This window comes from Thiomonas arsenitoxydans (assembly GCF_000253115.1).
In the GTDB taxonomy this organism is placed as follows: Bacteria; Pseudomonadota; Gammaproteobacteria; order Burkholderiales; family Burkholderiaceae_C; genus Thiomonas; species Thiomonas arsenitoxydans.
The window spans coordinates 1420827-1437520 of record NC_014145.1 but is presented as its reverse complement, the minus strand read 5'-3'; the positions used below and the strand labels follow the sequence as shown (position 1 = coordinate 1437520).

General features: G+C 56.9%; 16 protein-coding genes. 9 read left to right on the top strand and 7 right to left on the bottom strand.

All coding sequences use genetic code 11. The features are described 5' to 3' along the window. Positions 1 to 113: 113 nt before the first annotated feature. Positions 114 to 1832: a DUF6538 domain-containing protein gene (locus THI_RS06625; RefSeq protein ID WP_013105477.1), complete on the bottom strand. Its 1719-nt coding sequence runs from the start codon at positions 1830 to 1832 to the stop codon at positions 114 to 116. A 693-nt stretch (positions 1833 to 2525) separates the two neighbouring features. Between THI_RS06625 and THI_RS19080 the strand changes: the two genes are divergently transcribed. Genes THI_RS19080 through THI_RS19645 form a run of 4 tightly spaced genes read left to right on the top strand, consistent with a single transcriptional unit; the run spans position 2526 to position 4374 of the window. After that, positions 2526 to 2981, top strand: coding sequence for a hypothetical protein (locus THI_RS19080; protein ID WP_157096565.1), 456 nt, complete (start codon positions 2526 to 2528; stop codon positions 2979 to 2981). Continuing rightward, complete coding sequence (locus THI_RS06620) at positions 2974 to 3453, top strand: helix-turn-helix domain-containing protein (RefSeq protein ID WP_013105474.1); 480 nt, start codon at positions 2974 to 2976, stop codon at positions 3451 to 3453. Before THI_RS19080 ends, THI_RS06620 begins: the two co-directional genes overlap by 8 nt. Next, positions 3450 to 3956, top strand: a complete 507-nt coding sequence (locus THI_RS19075; protein ID WP_013105473.1) for a DUF6941 family protein — start codon at positions 3450 to 3452, stop codon at positions 3954 to 3956. The genes THI_RS06620 and THI_RS19075 overlap by 4 nt, the downstream gene beginning before the upstream one ends. 13 nt (positions 3957 to 3969) lie before the next feature. Further along, positions 3970 to 4374: a hypothetical protein gene (locus THI_RS19645; RefSeq protein WP_013105472.1), complete on the top strand. Its 405-nt coding sequence runs from the start codon at positions 3970 to 3972 to the stop codon at positions 4372 to 4374. Positions 4375 to 4707: 333 nt separating this feature from the next. On the opposite strand, the gene THI_RS06605 is transcribed toward THI_RS19645, so the two are convergent. Continuing rightward, positions 4708 to 6189 (bottom strand): ApeA N-terminal domain 1-containing protein, encoded by a 1482-nt coding sequence (locus THI_RS06605; protein ID WP_013105470.1) that lies wholly within the window; start codon positions 6187 to 6189, stop codon positions 4708 to 4710. Between the two features lie 474 nt (positions 6190 to 6663). Here THI_RS06605 and THI_RS18795 point away from each other — a divergent pair, with 474 nt between their 5' ends. Next, positions 6664 to 6840 (top strand): hypothetical protein, encoded by a 177-nt coding sequence (locus THI_RS18795; protein WP_156515504.1) that lies wholly within the window; start codon positions 6664 to 6666, stop codon positions 6838 to 6840. A gap of 40 nt (positions 6841 to 6880) precedes the next feature. On the opposite strand, the gene THI_RS06600 is transcribed toward THI_RS18795, so the two are convergent. The 5 genes from THI_RS06600 to THI_RS06585 all read right to left on the bottom strand — a co-directional run bounded on the left by THI_RS06600 (position 6881) and on the right by THI_RS06585 (position 12036). Then, the gene (locus THI_RS06600; protein WP_041609179.1) at positions 6881 to 7474 is read right to left on the bottom strand and encodes a DUF6338 family protein; all 594 of its coding nucleotides are present in this window, start codon (positions 7472 to 7474) and stop codon (positions 6881 to 6883) included. Positions 7475 to 7508: 34 nt separating this feature from the next. After that, positions 7509 to 9086 carry an Eco57I restriction-modification methylase domain-containing protein gene (locus tag THI_RS06595; protein ID WP_013105466.1) on the bottom strand — a complete coding sequence of 526 codons (1578 nt, stop codon included), beginning with the start codon at positions 9084 to 9086 and terminating at the stop codon, positions 7509 to 7511. Between the two features lies 1 nt (position 9087). Beyond that, positions 9088 to 10050, bottom strand: coding sequence for a XamI family restriction endonuclease (locus THI_RS06590; RefSeq protein ID WP_013105465.1), 963 nt, complete (start codon positions 10048 to 10050; stop codon positions 9088 to 9090). Positions 10051 to 10574: 524 nt separating this feature from the next. After that, the gene (locus THI_RS18790; protein WP_156515502.1) at positions 10575 to 10712 is read right to left on the bottom strand and encodes a hypothetical protein; all 138 of its coding nucleotides are present in this window, start codon (positions 10710 to 10712) and stop codon (positions 10575 to 10577) included. Positions 10713 to 11496: 784 nt separating this feature from the next. Further along, complete coding sequence (locus THI_RS06585; RefSeq protein ID WP_013105461.1) at positions 11497 to 12036, bottom strand: hypothetical protein; 540 nt, start codon at positions 12034 to 12036, stop codon at positions 11497 to 11499. 774 nt (positions 12037 to 12810) lie between these two features. Between THI_RS06585 and THI_RS06580 the strand changes: the two genes are divergently transcribed. The 4 genes from THI_RS06580 to THI_RS06565 all read left to right on the top strand — a co-directional run bounded on the left by THI_RS06580 (position 12811) and on the right by THI_RS06565 (position 16677). Then, the gene (locus THI_RS06580; RefSeq protein ID WP_176140470.1) at positions 12811 to 14961 is read left to right on the top strand and encodes a YadA family autotransporter adhesin; all 2151 of its coding nucleotides are present in this window, start codon (positions 12811 to 12813) and stop codon (positions 14959 to 14961) included. Between the two features lie 174 nt (positions 14962 to 15135). Next, entirely contained in the window at positions 15136 to 15735 is a 600-nt protein-coding gene (locus tag THI_RS06575; RefSeq protein WP_013105458.1) for a hypothetical protein, read from the top strand. A 223-nt stretch (positions 15736 to 15958) separates the two neighbouring features. Continuing rightward, positions 15959 to 16432, top strand: coding sequence for a helix-turn-helix domain-containing protein (locus THI_RS06570; protein WP_013105457.1), 474 nt, complete (start codon positions 15959 to 15961; stop codon positions 16430 to 16432). Beyond that, on the top strand, positions 16414 to 16677 hold the full coding sequence (locus tag THI_RS06565; RefSeq protein WP_013105456.1) for a hypothetical protein: 264 nt from the start codon (positions 16414 to 16416) through the stop codon (positions 16675 to 16677). Before THI_RS06570 ends, THI_RS06565 begins: the two co-directional genes overlap by 19 nt. Positions 16678 to 16694 lie beyond the last annotated feature (17 nt).

Here is a 16694-nt window from a genome sequence, read left to right as displayed (position 1 = left end):
CGAGGTCGTTGCTGGAGTCGAGGAAAGGACAGGATGGGCCGGCCCTGCTTCCTTAAAAAATTCATTCTCTGACGCAGACCCGTGTCAGACTCGGCGCCGGCCCGCCGAGTTATTTAATTCCCCTCCGATTTTTTTAAAGAACATCCCCCGGTGCCCGGTTTCCATGGGGTTATTGGGACGCTGGGGAATCGAACCCTGGAGAAGTGTGCGAAAAGGACCTCCAAAGGCACATCAGAACCATAACCATCAGTCACGGCGCCATCACCGCTTGTGTGCCCGAGGATTCTCTGAAGATATTTCGTGGAGACCTGCGCCTGCTCAAGTAGGTCCTTCATCGTATGCCGGAACGAGTAGAGGACCTTCTTTGGATTGCCGATTCCAACAGATTTCTTGTAACGCCCAAACCACTTTGAGAATGCGCCAGACAACTTGCCATGCCAATCAGGCTTCAACCGGGGAAATAGAACCCCATGGCCTTCCTTTCTTATCCATTCGACGTATCGCAGCAGCCCAAGGTCTATCAGTTGTTGAGCTATGGGAATTTTGCGAATTGACGGCGCGTTCTTGAGGGTTCGGCGATGGCTATTTGGAATGGTATCGAAGACATCATCCTCAATCGACGGCTGGTCAATGAGGTTTAAATACCAACCATATTTTTGGTCGTGGCAGATATCGCCGACGGCAAGTCCGGCCAGTTCTTCAGGACGCGCGCCCGTGTAAAACATTAAGACCGGAATCCAATAGCTTGCCTCCCCCGCCTGCCCCCGCGAACGCTTGTGTTCGACAAAAACTTGTGAGCCAAAAAGCTGCTGCAAATCGTCGTTGTCGAATGGCAATCGACGCTTTTGCCGCTTCTCTAGGCTATTTAGCTTGGCTCCCAAGGTGTCGGCAGCAGGGTTCGACGGAAGTTTGTGCTTACCGACAGCGATTTTGAAGATGGCTTTGACCTTGTTCAACCGTTCGTTGATGGTTTTTACGGCGAGTCCTCGCTTCCTCATCGCGTCCACGAATGCGCTCATCAAAACCGGCGTGACTTGCTGGGGGCCATTGACCCCCTGCCTTGCTGCGAAAATTTCCAGGTCGCGCCAAGGTGTTTGCGCCGCAATGGCCGTGCTTTTTGGCCTGTTGGGCACAAAACCCCGCCAGAGCTCAAACACATCCGCCCATGTCGGCCCAATCACGAATTTTGGATTCGTGATGAGGGCAGGATGTGGCGCATCAGGCGCAACGTCATCCGTCGGCACAACCTCGCCGCGCTGGCGTGCAAGTTGGTGGTCCAAGGTTTGCACGATGGCCCTCAGAAAGGCATATCCAACCCGCTGCGCCTCTTCTTGAGAAAAGTCCATATCGAGACCACAACAGTACAGAAAGGCGTGCAAGGCGGGCATCACGTAGTCACTACGCCCTTGGGCCAATTTTTGGCCCAGGTCTCTGCGCTGCTCAATCAGCTTGGCGCCGAGGTCCTCGAAATCCTCATCGTCCAGCAATCCCTGACTACGTTGCCATTCATCCGTCAGAAGAACGGACCGAATCCAGTAATTGCAGACTGCTTTCAGTTGCGCATCAGACAGCGTTCGGACGCGCCGGACCGTCAATGGCACTGGCTGCATCTGATTCACTTTCTCGGTCGCAGCCTTGAATTCCGCCTCGATGCGGGCAGCTTCTGCACGAAAAAGGCGCTTCGCCTCACGTGGGTCTGCAGTGCGCAAGCTACGCACGACGTGGGTTTGATTTTTGGGATATGCCTGCCGAGCGGCAGCTGGGATGCGGAGGCGGACGTATTTAGTACCGCCCTTGCCGCGTTGATACAGGCCTTCTGCTATTGCTTTCATGGGTCCGTTCCACTGGGAAGTTGTGTGACAGACCGTGTAGCAACCGACTTTAGCTAAAGTCGGAAAACGCCTTTACCTATATACAAATCAAGGCGTTACAGAAAACTTGGGGTGTTTTGGGGTGGCTGATGGGACTCGAACCCATTTGGCAGGGGCCTTCAGGGGCGCGAAGGGGTGTTGTTCTCTCTGGAGAATGCCCTATTGTGCCCCTGCATTCCCATAAAAGTTCCCCGAGAAGTTCCCCAGTTTCAGCCCTGACCGTTTGCACGTGAACAAGCCTGCGAGTGTTGATGCATGGATGGATCATCAAACAGCGGAATTTGAGCGTTTACACGTGGACAAGTCCAGAGCGCTGTTCACTACACGACCATCAGAACAACGCCTGAACGCTGGACAATGCATAACTCACCGTCGCGTCGCTTTGGATTGCACAATCCAAAACGACCACGCTCCTCAGTGTGCCAAGTAGCACCTGAAATAGCCTAGCTTCTGGCAAAAGCGGCTCTATGCGGCATATTTCAAGGCTCGGCTGAGACCACACCTTGTCAGGCTCATGCACCAGATCAACATCCGTCCCATCCTCACATCGGATGGGCGTGGCGAGAAATGCCATCCGCGTACTGACTACACGACGGCATCGAAACACCACTACAAGCGTATCTACAATCCAACAAAGGGCTCACCGGCAGCCGATTGATCCTTGACGAATGCGCCGAGACATACCATAGTTGGTATCATCCTTTGATTCGAGTCCACAACGACGCCACGAACGACTTGGTACAAATACGGGCAGGTGATCCCGATGGATTTGCACGTCTGGCCGCTTTCGTTCAGCAACTACGCGCTGATCCTGCGTTGGTGGGCAAGTTGCTGGACCATGGACATGGCAGTGATCGCACGGGAGCAATCTCTGTCATGAAATGGAACGACGTTCAAAACGTCGAACGACTGCCAGTTTGGCGCGTCAAGTCTTGGGATTTGGAGCGCCAAGGCCTGAAATATCGCTTGATTTATTGCTACAACTGGCCTGATCAAAGCTACAACATCATGGCCATCGTACCGAGAAATGCCATTGATTATGACGACCCAACTCATCCGATCCGACAGCGCGTTATCAGACGCATTCGAGAAGAATTCCCGCGTGCTTGATCCCTCGGTAGCGCTCATCGCGGTTGACGGTGATCTCCATTGGCTCAATCGCCTCGGATCACCGCCTCCCGCCAACACGGAGCCGTGCCAGATTTATCACTTTGAAGCGCTACAGCCCCCAGAGGCGAGCCGGAAATCATTTTCGGCATTCGACCAGTTGCTAGACGAGCTTGACCAGAACGCAGATTCAGCCGCCCAGTTGCAGGAGGGGCGAAAGTGGGTTGCAGAAAACTTCTATCAAGATCGCCCAACGCTAGCGTCGCTTCGATTGGCGGCTGGATTGTCTCAGCGTCAGCTCGGCGAAAAATGTGGGTGGGAGCAACCTCACGTCTCGCGCTATGAGTCCGGCAAACACGAGCCCACGTTGACTGTCGCAATGACTCTCGCCGCCGCGCTCGGCGTTGGGCTGGATCGATTTGCCGAGGCGTGGTCGAACACGCGGCAATCATTGCAGGACGGGGCCGAGAAATGACCGATCGTTACGTTCACGCAATTTGGTGTGACGACATTCGCCTAGAGGTTGGCAACAAGCCTTCCTTCATGGGCGTTTTTACGGGAGGCATTTTGCTTCCGGCCTTACCTACCGTTCTTCCCAGGTTGGCCGTCTACATTTGGGTCAACACTCCAGTCGAGCGGCCGTTCAAGAGTCTGCGCATCCGCATCACGCGTGATGACGGGTTTCTCTTAATGGAGGTTCGGCCGGAGTCACCACCGGCCCAATCAGACGTTGCACTGCACTCCCGGCCAGATTCGACTCGACAAGTCGTCATGGCTGGCTTTTCGCTCGGCGGCGTCGAGGTGCCTGTCGGATGCAAATATTTCAGCGTTTTTGTGGATACGGAATCGGAAACGCTTGAAGGCCCAAAATTGCGCATCGATGTCAACCCGCAGGGGTTTGCTGAAGCATTCCGTGGCGTCGTTGGCGGCACCGCTTCAAATGCGGAGTCTCCCCACAGCGAATCAGTTCAAGATTGAAGGAGCTAGGCAAATGCCCTTCGAAATCAAAGTTCCAAATGCGACCAGGCGCAAAGCGATGGCGGAACTTGAGTCCGGTCGAGGCAAGCGCTTCGCCAGCGTGGACAATCTGATGAAGGATTTGCATGCGGGCGATGCGCTTACGGTTTTGGGTCGGAAGATCGGGCTGCCCAATGAGGACTTCGCGGCGTTTGAGCAGGACAGGGGGCGCCATCCGGCGCAGCGAGGTCTGAATAATCAATTTGCAGAAGCGATTATTCGCTTATTTGCCATTTCCAACTGCTTTCATCCCCTTCCTGATATACGCCAAATTGCCAATAACACCACGATTCTGGCACTTCTGCACGCATTCACTGATCCATGGAGGCAGAGCACTTGCCGGTGTAGCTGGAATTTGGTAAGGATCTGCAGTGATTGAACTTTCCCAATCACTGAGAGCTTTCGTGGCGTCGTTTTGACAAATTTGAGTGCATCCACCTGAAGCAAATACGCTTATTTCCGCTCCTTCAACCGAGGTTGGGATATGATATTTTATTATATAAAAAATAGAGAATAAAAAAGCTAATAGCAATGAAACCCAAATTATTTTATTAATAGAAGAGATTCTTACAATAAGAAAAATTATTGCAACGATATTTTTCATATATTAATTCATAGGGCAGCGTACAGAAGACTCGGCGGTGTTCTCTCCTCCTCACTCACTAACGTCGTCAGATTGCGTCCTGGAAGAGATCAGTGAAACTGCAGACGGCTATGGATCTTGAACTGTGATGCTCATAAATCCGCCGGCCTGCGATTCTGGATTATTCTGATGATGCAAGACTGCGTTGAGCTGCAGGAGATACTGGGACTCTCTATTCGCACCGTTTAAAGCCTTCAGCATCGCCTCCGGTGAAATGCCCAAAAGGTGTAGGTACAACACACGCAGGAAGAGCCGCATCCGCACACTCGCACGATGCATTTCAATGCCTTGGAGAATGGCTGGACCGACATCACCATCCCAATGTGTGTACTGATTTCGCGTGTCCACCCATGCGCCCGGAATCTCAGGCTTACCGCCCATTAGCAGGGACATCACGTCAGGCTCGATCCGGTTGGCAAGCTCTCGCAATCGCGTCCTCAGCGACTTCTCGTTTCCGTACCGAACTCGCGATCTCAGGGCATCACGCAAGCCTGTCGGCGCAGAGCCGGGAATGGCGCTGATCAGAGCTTTCTTATAGGGCTCATATTCCTCCTCTGGCAGATACAACCCATCCATTGTTGCCCTATGGAATCCTTCCAGTGCCTGCATAAGTGTTGCGAACTCAACATGCAGCCACAAGTCACTTGAGGAAAGGACTCCCCGCGCAAGTTGACTGATCTGGCCTACATCTCGATTGACGTCGAACCAACGATTGAGCAGGACGCAAAGATCACAACCCGTCGCCGGCCGAGTGAGAAAAAAATGAAAAGGTTCGTCTAGGTCGCAAGTCTTATCGTCAGAAAGTGAAACCAACACTTGAAGATCGGTGCCGTCCCAGGTCTTCGCGATAAGACAATCCGGCCCCATGGGGGCTCCCGCGATCAACGTCAGTAGTGTCGACACTTTGCCGAACTGTTCCAAAAGCCAATCCAACGAGTTCGGTGTCGGCGATTTGATTCTGAGCCAAGCCGAAGTATCGACTCGGATTTTTCCGGTGCCCCATTTATGGGAGCTACCAATCTCGAAGCTCACCGTCAAAGGCTCCGCTTTGATGTGCATCTCTTCGCTTGGCAGGAGGGCAACCTTATAGACCACAGTGGCCGGTTTCCCGGTCTGCTCTGCCGCGTAGTCTGACGTGACGTTTGCACGTCCGAGCCACAAATCAAGGCCGGGTACCCGTACGCGCAGCTCGCCGTACTGTGTGGTCTCGTCAACGTGCGCGCCAACAGCCACCCAACTTGACCGTACCGTTTCTCTCTCAAGGAGGCCAGCCGACCCGAAGTTAAATCCTGCCGGGATCGAGAGCCCATCAAGAATGCTCACATGTTCACTGCGAGTGCTAATGCCGTGGATTGCTGGGTAGCGACGTTCCTGCAGTGCTATTACAGAGCCGCGCGTTTCTGTCAACGGACTGAATAGTTCGAGCGTCGCGTCGCGATTCTTCCAAGTTAGAACACCTGGCTTCCAGATACGCGGCGGCTCGCCGCCTTCCCTGGAGGGTAGCCACCACTGACCGTTGAATTCGATCGCCTCATTCAGTGGAAAATTCATTGATGAACCCTTGGTCGAAAAGCGAGACATAAATAGCGTACCAAGGTCGCAACACCACGGAGAACGAGATGCCCCGATGCATGTACCGCATCAAAGAAATCGACGAGTCGATGTCTAGTATCGAGCACGTAATCCCACAATTCATCGGCGGAGCCTACGCTCCCGACTGACCTTGCCCGCGAGTTTCGGAACTTATAGCTGAGACCGTTATGCAGCCTGCCTGTTTCGGGCAGCAAGCCAAGCCCGTTCGAATTGCATTGGACTGACATAGCCCAACGAAGAATGGAGCCGCCGGCGGCCCAAATAAGCCCAGCAATGCAACAGCGGCCCCGCCATTCACAAGGATGGAATACTTGAAACCTTCGATCGACAAGGTGTGACCTTGTAAGTTTCAATGCGGTGGTCGTCCGTCACGTCAATTTGTCCTAAATTTATACAGAAACTGCCTCACGCTAAGCGCAGGATCAATATCCGATGCATCCGACAGATCACTTTATGGTTTTTTTGGCGGCGGCGCTGGAACAAATGGTTTTTGTTGACTGGTCGATGGTTGATGCCCTCCGGAAGGTTTCAGCACAGGCTGGTGACCTTCCTTCAGTGGAACATAACCCTTCATCAGTGGCACATGCCCGTCTTGGGCAATTCCTTTGATTGGCTTGGTTGGCATCCTTTCCCTCCTCTTTACACGTAGCTACAAATTGCAATTGAAAAATTCGAGCGTCTTGATCGCATCGGCCGAAATCAGATAACCGCCGGTACTTTCCCTCTCCCGATCAAACCCTCCATCACTATTCAGAACCCAGGCTTGTTCAAGGTAAAGGCCTCCCTTCTCGACACCGCTAGCGGCGAAAGACTTCAGGCCGTAGAGTCCGCCAATCTTTGTCCCATCGTCAAGCGAGGCGATTATCCACCATGGAGTCTTCTGACCGAATACGAAGTCCCACGCGTATTCGGTTGGATGAGGTAGCCAACGCTGTACCCACCTAGCTCGTCTGAACGCTGCCAGTCCTACGACCAAAAGTAGCGGTCCTCCAAAAAGAATCACCAGAAGAAAAAGGATCGAGAATATGGGACGATCTAGCCAGAATTTGTTCCTGAAACCCAAATAGACCAACGGCGATAGCAATGCGTAGTTGATGCAACTGTAAGTCACAGCCTCAATAAGCTGCTCGCTCGATTTCACAATCCGCCCGGGAAAATTTAGGCTATAAGCTTTTAGGCTGACGAAACCGGGAATCACAAAAAATAAGAATAGCGTCAGTCTGTCGATACTCCAAATATCCATATCCATCCCGCCTATGGTGTGTGGGCCAACCTGTTCACGCGACTAGTTCGTCAACAAGCTCTTTTTGCTTCATGTGCCGCTTGATTTCAAGGCCAACGAGGGCGGCGAGGTTGTCAGCTGGGACATTGGCAAGCTCTTTTGGTTCGAGCTTGTGCAGACCGCCGCCATAGACGCGACCACTTCCGAGTAGCGTTTCCGCTTTAATGCTGTTTAGAGCCTCCCAAAGCCCGCGCATAGCATTCGGGCGCACAGCAAGCTGCCTCGCAAGAAGAGGCTGGGGATAGAGCAACAGATAAACGTTCGACGCAGTAGCGTCAGATTCGTTGAGGATGAACCGAAAAGTCCTGCCAGCATGGTCACTACGCCCTAGATATGTGCAGACGATAGGGGCAGGCTTGCGATTCTCTTGCGCATACCAATAGCGCCGCGAACGGCACAGATACCGAGACGCAACATGCGCAAGACCTGTCTTCAGGTAGTCCCATAGAGCTGGGAAATCGCGGCGAATGTCATCTTCGGGCAAGTTACAGTCGAGGAGAAACAGACGCTTGTCTAGCAGCGGAACACCGTTCTCGTCGGCGCTGATCTCATCAACCTTGAGGTAGCGCGTACTAGGCAAGATGGGTCTAAGGAAGCGCGGGGGCAAATGAAGCGCCTTTGCTTTCGCCTCGTCAAGGATGAAAAAACTGTTGTCACCAGTTGCGAGACCGCGTTTGATGGCGAAGAGATCGCCGAGCCGATAACCATCGTGCTCGGCTGCGGGGTCGTTTTTTGGGAAGCGCGTCCACTTGTCAGCCTTCTCAAGATCTTGCGCATTGATCTTCTTGATGATGACAGGAGCCTGCAAGGTGCCTCCATAGGAAAACATCACCTTGTGGTCAGCTGGAGGCTTTTCATTTCGGAACCAAACTACAGCTGAAGACACAAGCGCGTCGTCAAACTGGACATCGTTCGGGTCGAATCTATGAATGTGCAGAAGCGTGACCTCACGCAGCAAATAGTCCTTGAGCGAGCGCCCGTAATTCACATCCATGAACTCACTCGGGATCAACCACCCGGCGAGGCCCCCCTCGGCCATCCATGTATGTGCGAGGGCAATAAAGTAGCAGTAGAGTCCGGCGAGGCCGCTGAGGCTAAGGTTCGCTCGATCACGCGCGAGGTTCTGAAGTCTCACCTTATCCGCCGGTTCGAGATGGTGATGCCGCACGTAGGGCGGATTGCAGATCAACAGATTCGGCTTGCCAATCGCGGGGGGCTCGGCCCGCGTGAAATCCCCGAGGGTGATTTGCAGCGGTGTGCCATGCCAGAAAGCACGGGCAGGCTCGCCGTAGTGAGGATCAATCTCGAATCCATGGGCGGCGGCGATACGTCGTCCTGTTGACGTCGACATCAGGGCTGCATAGAAGGAGCCCGTACCGATGGCAGGATCAAAGAAGTTCAACGGTTCGCTCTTTGCCGTGAGCGAAAGCCCATAGGTCAGAACGTCGCGCGCGAGCGCAGTTGGAGTAGCGAACTGCCCGAGGCGATTACGCTCAGCCTGCTTCTTCTTCCCATCGAGGGCTGCTTGCAGCGCGAGGCGTTGCTCTTCGAGCGTGTCGGGCTTGGTGGTCATGTCAGATTCCAAACATTGCAAAATCGTCGATGCGATGTTCCCACACCCAATCAATGCTTTCGGCGGCCTCGTAGCCGAGATAACCGCTGTCAAAGTATCCGCACAGAAAGAGGTTGAAGCGAACTTGCTCACCGTAGGTGCTGCGGAGCTGGGCCATCTTGACAGCCTCTTCCTTGCGGCGCTTGTTCGTGTTGGTGAAGTCGCCAGCGGACTTGGCTTCGAAGAAAATCGGGAAGTCTCCGGCCTTAGCGGTCTTTGGCATGATGACGGCATCAATCGGAATATTGACCTGCTGGACGCCCCCTTCGAGCTTGACTGGCACGTTCATGCGAAAGCTGAAGGTGCCAGGCTGCATGGCGTTGAACTTGACGCCATCACCGCCATGGATCTGCTTATAGCCGCGCGCTTCCAGCCAGGTCTTGATTGCGGCGAGTTGCCGCTTCTCCTGGGCGTTTCGGATGATCGGATTGGCGACGGCACCGCACAGGCGGTCGGCGACGATGGTCGCCGCGCGGTGGATTTCGACCTCGGTTGGGGCCTCTGTGCGCCCGATCCAGACAAAGATGTCTGGATCGGCCATCTTCTCGATAATGGTGCCGATCTTGACGAGCTGGGCGTCGGCCACGACGATGGGCATGCGTACAGGCAGCTTTTTGTCGAGCTCCATACTCTTTACAAGAGTGGTTGAGACTCCTGCTAGGCCGATTAGCCTGTCAACTGCAATCGGCGGACAGGTAGACATGCGCAAGGTTGGCAGGATTTCCGGGTGCTGGCGCAGCAGCGCAGGCTTGATGTTGGTTAGGTTGCCAGTCGCCGCCAAGGCAGCCTCCACGTCTCTGGTCGTCTGAACGCGTGTACTGCGGAACGCCACTGGCGCGAACTTCATGAACCAGTCGTTGTACATATCGACGGACCGGGCGATGTCGGCCTTCCACTGTTGTGGCTTGTTGAGGTTGATGGGCATGGAGTCTGGGGGGCGTTGCTTGGTGGACATACAGAACCCGGAAGTTATCGAAAAAGTGTCGAAGTATGAAACTAAATTAACTCGGCGGCTCAACCAGGGAAAGTATGAGCTGAGAGACCATGGCAACTTTGGTTCCAGTGCTGTATCCGATGCAAACAGCGCTTGCGAGAGTGTGAATTCAGATCGCCCAAAACACTTGGCGCTCAGCCGGTGCTCTGGCTAGGAGCATGCTTGCCATGCTGTTCGCGGTCGGCCCGATCCCTCGGCTTCAGGTGCGAAACCACAAACCGCACCATCCCAATGGACCCAGCGGCCATCACCAGCAGGCCGAGCGCCACTCCCGTCAGGGGGCTCATGACAGTGAGCCTCCCTTTTCACTTGTGGGCGCCTGCAGCTGTCGGCGGGTTGGGTTTCGGCTCTTCCGCCTGTCATACAGGATGTAAGCCCAAAGGAGCAGCAAAAGAACGGTCCAAATCCCGAACAGGGCAAGCCCATAGATGTCGGTGGTTTTCTCTACTTCCATCTCATCGTCCTCCCTGCTGATCCTTGCGGTGCCGCAAATTCATCCAGGTTCCGAGCCCCACGCCCACCACGATGAAAATCGACCCGATCAGCATGTAATTGTCTGCGGCCGGTAGCGCCGCCTGCATTGCAGCATCCATCGCCATCTCCTTGTTACTTCAGTACCTTGATATGTCTCATAATCACGGTACTCAAAAAATTTGCGTAAATCCTGCCCATCACAATGCGCTTGGCCGGAAATCGAGGATTGGTGCGGCTTCCAGGCCATGCGGGTATTGCCAAAGGCGAGACCGGCCTAACTGAAATGGCACTATAGGGCATCACTGACCTCGACCTCAGCGCCGACAGGCGCAACGGCGGCCGGACCGACTTCAAGTGGCCGCAACACGGACACCGCCCTTGTTGGCCGTGGTTTCCAGGGAGCGACAGCGACCGAGGTTTTCACCAATTTGCAGGAGTTAGTAGGAATTTGCGCAATTGTCAGTTTTGGCGACAAACGTCCCGGAACGCTACAAGTTTTCGCCTCAAAAGCCACAAGTGCCGGACGCTTTGGTTTCCCTTTGGGATCGGCCCAGGATAGCGTTGCACAAAGCCCATCGGCTGTCCTTTTCCTCTGTGGAAATGCCATTGGCCTGAAGCGTCCAGCAAATGTGGCTTGGACGCTCCCGCCTTTGCTAGGCGTCCTTCATTGGGTTGCAACAACGCAATTCAGATCTGGGCGAAGGTGGCCATGTCTGCCCGCAATCGGCACAGGGTGTTGTTCAGAACATCACCTTTCCTAGGCACCGCCATGATCGGCATAGGGTGTTGTTCAGAACAACACCTTTCCTAGGCGCCGCCATGATCGGCACAGGGTGTTGTTCAGAACAACACCTTTCCTAGGCGCCGCCATGATCGGCACAGGGTGTTGTTCAGAACAACACCCTAGCCAGCATCAACACCCTGCGGCAATTCCTTCAGCGAGGCACCCAAGAACGGGGCATCGTTCCCCCTCACTAGCCATCGAAGGCCAGCCTCGCCAGGCCCTGCCAGTATCAGCAGCAGGCCAATCCCATCGCGCCCCAGGTTCATCTGCTCCCTCGCGGCCTTAAGGCCGTACATCATGTTCCGCCCCGGCTCTGTCTCCCACGCACGGTCCGCGCAATCCATCAGCAGCACGATCTTCTTGCGCTTGCGTTGCTGCAGGAGGTCCAGCTTGCCCGCGAGGGTGGTATTCCATGGCTGTGCTCCCCTCCAACCCAGCGCCTTGTCGATCAGCTTTTGAAGCTGCCGTTCCGAGTCGTCAGTCTGATCCTGACCCAGGCTCAGATATAGAGACAAGAAGCCCAGCCGCCGCGCAGCGGCGTGCATAGTCTGTAGGAACGCAGACCCCGGCCGGATCCAGAACACCAGGGGGTTGATGAGAAACCCGGTCCCATTCGCCAAACTCGTCAGGTAGTGCTCGGCAAGCTCGTCGGCAGCCATGTGCTTTGTGCTTTGTGCTTTGTGCTTTGTGCTTTGTGCTTTGTGCTTTGTGCTTTGTGCTTATCGCTTATCGCTAATTGCTTTGCGCTTATGCAAAAGCACAAAGCAAACTTCAATCGTGGCGCGGGGTTACACACGCTTTTCGGGTGTTCATCTAGCGTGTTTTGATGCCCAACCCAGGGCCGTTTCCCCCCATCATGCTATCCGTTCCGGCTGCTATCTGGCCATCGGGAAGCTTTCGGATCAACGGCTGGCCGCTCGCTGATTTCGCACGTGCGGGGTACGGATGTCATCCACCCTCACGAGGTCACCATGAAATTCCAGAAACCAGCTTGGCGCCAGGCTCTCCTGGCCAGCCTAATTATCAGTGCGCTCGCTGCAAACCCAGCGCATGCGGCGACAGGCGGCTCAGCAACTGGCACGGGCGTTACCAGTACCAACGTCACCCAGCAGGACAGCAGTGGCAATATTGCCAGCGGCGACGGCTCCTCAACAACGTCCATCAGCGGCACTGCCATCGGCAATACCGCTACTGCCGGGAATTCGGGCGCTGCCTTGGGCTACAAAGCCAGCGCGGTCGGCCCGGCTGCCACTGCAGTCGGTACAGCCGCCAATGCTAGTGGCGGCAATTCCCTCGCAGCAGGGAGTTCGTCAACGGCCAGCGGCATGTCTTCGGTCGCCGCTGGCACGGGCAGCAAGGCGACGGCCAGCTACTCCATCGCAGTTGGATCGGGTGCTGCGGCAGGAGGAACCACCGGCGGTGGCGGGAGCGCCTTGGCGGCAGGCTACAACTCGACGGCCAGTGCGACCGATTCCGTCGCCCTTGGCGCAGGAACCAGCGCAACTGGTGCAGGGTCAATTGCCCTCGGCAGCGGCAGCAATGACGGCGGGCAATCAAATGTCGTCAGCATTGGGGCGAGCGGTGCCACACGCAAAATCATCAATGTGACGGCCGGCACCATCGCCAGCGGCAGTACTGATGCGGTGAATGGCGGGCAGCTCTACACCGTCCAGCAGACCGCCAACACGGCCAGCTCGACAGCATCGGCAGCGCAGACGACAGCGAGCAGCGCTGCGACCACTGCCAACGCCGCACAGTCGGCCGCTTCGAGTGCTTCGACCACGGCGAACAATGCGGCTACAGCCGCATCTGCCGCCCAGACTACCGCCAATAGCGCCGCGTCGTCCTCAACTGGTTTGGCAGCTGCCCTCGGCGGTGGCGCCGCCGTTGGCACAGGAGGCGCCATCACAGCGCCCATCTATACAGTAAACGGCAGCACCTACACCGATGTCGGCAGCGCAATCGGAGCATTGAATTCAGGCGTGTCCAATGCAGCCGCAGCAGCAGCCAGTGCGAACACTGCGGCCGGTAGCGCCAACACCGCCGCACAGTCGGCCCAAGCAGCCGCGACCAATGCGCAGACGGCAGCAAGCTCCGCTCAGACCACCGCGCAACAGGCTCAATCAGCGGCCTCCAGCGCATCGACAGCAGCGGCCAATGCTCAGGCCACGGCAAATGCGGCTCAGACCACAGCAAGCACAAACGCAACCGCGATCAGTGGACTGCAGTCAAGCGTGGCTGGCGTCCAAACGCAGCAGCAAACGAACGTGGTCAACATCGCCAACCTGCAGTCTGGACTGACAAATACCACCACCACCGCGAATGCCAACTTGGCGACGCTCGGTAACACGGCGGCCATGACCGTCCAGGGGCAAGCACAAGCCACGGTGGCAGGGGCGATCGGCGCACTGGATGCTGGCGTGACGGGATCGAACACGGCCGCGTCCAGCGCACAAAGTACCGCCCAGGCGGCGAGCACAGCCGCAGCCAATGCCGTCACGACCGCCGGCACTGCACTAACCAACGCACAAGCTGCGCAGGCCACAGCCACACAGGCAGCGACAGGTGCGCAGACCAATGCGCAAGCGATTACCGGCCTGCAATCCACAGTTGGCAACGTCCAGACCCAACAGGTAGCCAACACGCAAGCCATTGCGGCGAATACGTCAGCGATCCAGCAAACACAAAGCGCTGCCCAGGCGACTCAGACTGCGGCCGGGAATGCGCAGGCTACGGCACAGCAGGCCAGCACACAGGCAGCTTCTGCGCAGAGCGATGCCACCCAGGCGCTGACCGCTACGCAGTCCAACACCTCGTCGATCGCAGCCATTCAGACCCAGCAAACTGCGAATACCCAAGCCATCGGCCAACTGCAAACTGCAGTTGGCACGATCAACGGCAAACTTCTCCAGAACACGGCCGGAGGGAATGGCGCCGTGGCAACTGGGGGAGGCAACACGGGCAGCTATTCCGGGGCGGTAGCCATCGGTAGTGGCGCGTCGATCACGCCCAGCACAGGCGTTGATCCTGTCACCGTGGGAGCTGTGGCCATCGGCCAGGGGGCAAAGGCCAATGCCGACCCTGGCACCGCCATCGGCTACCAGGCGAACGCCGCCGGCGCGAACTCCGTCGCGCTCGGCTACCAAGCCACCGCCAATGGCAATAACTCAGTCGCCCTCGGTGCGGGCAGTGTCGCCAACCGCGACAACTCCGTCAGCGTCGGAAACTCTGCCACCGGCCAGAGCCGCCAGATCACCAACGTCGCTGCCGGCACGGCCCCGCACGACGCGGTGAATGTGCAGCAACTCAATCAAGGTTTGAACAACGCCATTGGCCAAGCGGTCGGACAGGCCAAGTCCTACACCGATGCGGCAGCCGCCGCAGCGCTCGCTCAGGCTGCGCCACAAATTGCGCCGGGCAAGCACAACGGGGTGGCAGTGCGTGTCGGCCACTACGGCGACGCCAGCGCCTTCGGCGTCACTTACGCGCATGAGTTTCACCCGAACGCCATTGGGACGATCGGCATCAGTGAATCGTCAAACGGCCAGGCGGGGCTCAGCGCGGGTGCCGATTTCTCCTGGTGACCACAGGCTCGAACTCCAATTTTTTGTGTGATCGTGCAACGGACACCTTCAGCGAGTCACCCAGATTTCGGATGACTCGCCGTGCGCTGCGCTCGGCGCAAGTCCCCGCGATTTCGCACCTGCGGGGTACTCGCATGGGCGACGTGCCCATACCAACCACCATCAGGACTCACCATGAAAACCTCTCTGAAAAAACGCCTCATCCCCGCCGCGCAAGCTGTCGCCGGGGCCATCGCCGCGCTGTTCGCTCTGGCGGCGCTCAACCTCACCATGGCGATGCTCGCCCCAGCCCACGCTGCAGAGTTGCCGGGCCTGACCATGCCGCACCTGGCTCCCATGGAGATCGATGTCACGGCAGCGAGTTACCACCTCACCAGCTATGCCCGCCACCAGTACAGCCAGGACAACCCTGGCATCGGGATCGACCAACCCCTGCTCGGTGACGACGCCAGCATGATGTTTGGCATCTATCGCAACAGTGAACGCCGCACGTCGTTTTATTACGCGCTCGATTACACCCCCTGGTCCGTGGCCTGGGCGGGCGCTGATCTGCGCGCAGGCGTGATGGGCGGGCTTGTGTCGGGCTACACGCGGCACAAGGTGTCACCCGGCGTTGGCTTGATCCTCAAGACCCGCTTCCCCGCGCTGGACGGTGCCGGATTCAACCTGATCGTTGTGCCGAACCAGACCCCGCGCATGCGTGAGCTGATCGGCATTCCACCTGGATCTGGATTCGTCGGCCTGCAACTCGCCATCCCACTGGCGGCGGGCTGATGCAAAGCGCGCAGTCCCAGGCTCCCGATAGCTGCGGCGACTGCTGCTGGGACTCGGAGCTGTGGGGGATGCGGTGCTGCACGAGCCCGCTCATCCCCCCTGCCGAGCGCCCTGCGGGTTCAGACCAAATGACCGGATGCCCACTCCAGATGCCAAAACAAATTTCGCAAAAGAGGGGTACTCGCATGGGCGATGTGCCCAGCCAACCGAACGGAGATCATTGATGAAGAGTGTCACCAAACACACCCCTGGCGCCGCCTTAATGGTCGCGCTGTGGAACACGGCCCGCAGCAGAGGCCATACGCAAAAGCAACTTGCCGAGGCGTTGGGAGTCTCGTTCCCGTACTTGTCCAGTCTCCTGACCGGCGTGAAGTCCGTGCCGCAAATGTCGCACGAAAAGCTGCGGGTCGCGGCACAGTATCTCGATGTCCCCGTCGCCCAAGTCTTTTTGATGGCGGAAATCTTGAAAAAAGACGACTTCATCGTCCACGCCGATCTGGAGAGGGAACTGGGGCGACGAGTCGAGACGATGCGAGCGGACCCGATGTGGTGCGCCCTGGCGCCCTCCGAGCCCACCTGGGCGCGCATGCCCGTGGAAGCCCGCATTTCGATGTGCGCGCTGTATGACCACGTGTCAGCCAAGCAGCTTGAAGCACTGACCCAACGTGAGGTGCCGTCATGCGCCATGGCAGCGTGAATGACCTCGCCGATCTGCTCGCTCTGATTTCCCAGGATCAGGGGATCGATCAACTGAGCTACGCGACCCTGCATGTCCGGTGTCCTGCGCATCAAGGTGCGTCCACAAGCTCGCTGCTTGTGAACTTCGCGCCCGACACCGGCATGCGCCTGTCCTGCTGCTGCGGTTGCGAGCCGGCCGACATTCTCGCGGCCGTTCGCCTCGCTCGCGATACGGCCGAACCCAAATCATTGCAAGCGGCTTGATCTTGCCGCCACACCAC

What these genes read in the sequence shown, in the direction of transcription:
- THI_RS06590 (WP_013105465.1), bottom strand. Translation starts at nt 10,050, where the DNA reads ATGCCCATCAACCTCAACAAGCCACAACAGTGGAAGGCCGACATCGCC.
- THI_RS19645 (WP_013105472.1), top strand. Translation starts at nt 3,970, where the DNA reads ATGCCCTTCGAAATCAAAGTTCCAAATGCGACCAGGCGCAAAGCGATG.
- THI_RS19075 (WP_013105473.1), top strand. Translation starts at nt 3,450, where the DNA reads ATGACCGATCGTTACGTTCACGCAATTTGGTGTGACGACATTCGCCTA.
- THI_RS18795 (WP_156515504.1), top strand. Translation starts at nt 6,664, where the DNA reads ATGCATCCGACAGATCACTTTATGGTTTTTTTGGCGGCGGCGCTGGAA.
- THI_RS06595 (WP_013105466.1), bottom strand. Translation starts at nt 9,086, where the DNA reads ATGACCACCAAGCCCGACACGCTCGAAGAGCAACGCCTCGCGCTGCAA.
- THI_RS06585 (WP_013105461.1), bottom strand. Translation starts at nt 12,036, where the DNA reads ATGGCTGCCGACGAGCTTGCCGAGCACTACCTGACGAGTTTGGCGAAT.
- THI_RS18790 (WP_156515502.1), bottom strand. Translation starts at nt 10,712, where the DNA reads ATGGATGCTGCAATGCAGGCGGCGCTACCGGCCGCAGACAATTACATG.
- THI_RS06600 (WP_041609179.1), bottom strand. Translation starts at nt 7,474, where the DNA reads ATGGATATTTGGAGTATCGACAGACTGACGCTATTCTTATTTTTTGTG.
- THI_RS06625 (WP_013105477.1), bottom strand. Translation starts at nt 1,832, where the DNA reads ATGAAAGCAATAGCAGAAGGCCTGTATCAACGCGGCAAGGGCGGTACT.
- THI_RS06605 (WP_013105470.1), bottom strand. Translation starts at nt 6,189, where the DNA reads ATGAATTTTCCACTGAATGAGGCGATCGAATTCAACGGTCAGTGGTGG.
- THI_RS06570 (WP_013105457.1), top strand. Translation starts at nt 15,959, where the DNA reads ATGAAGAGTGTCACCAAACACACCCCTGGCGCCGCCTTAATGGTCGCG.
- THI_RS06575 (WP_013105458.1), top strand. Translation starts at nt 15,136, where the DNA reads ATGAAAACCTCTCTGAAAAAACGCCTCATCCCCGCCGCGCAAGCTGTC.
- THI_RS06565 (WP_013105456.1), top strand. Translation starts at nt 16,414, where the DNA reads ATGCGCCATGGCAGCGTGAATGACCTCGCCGATCTGCTCGCTCTGATT.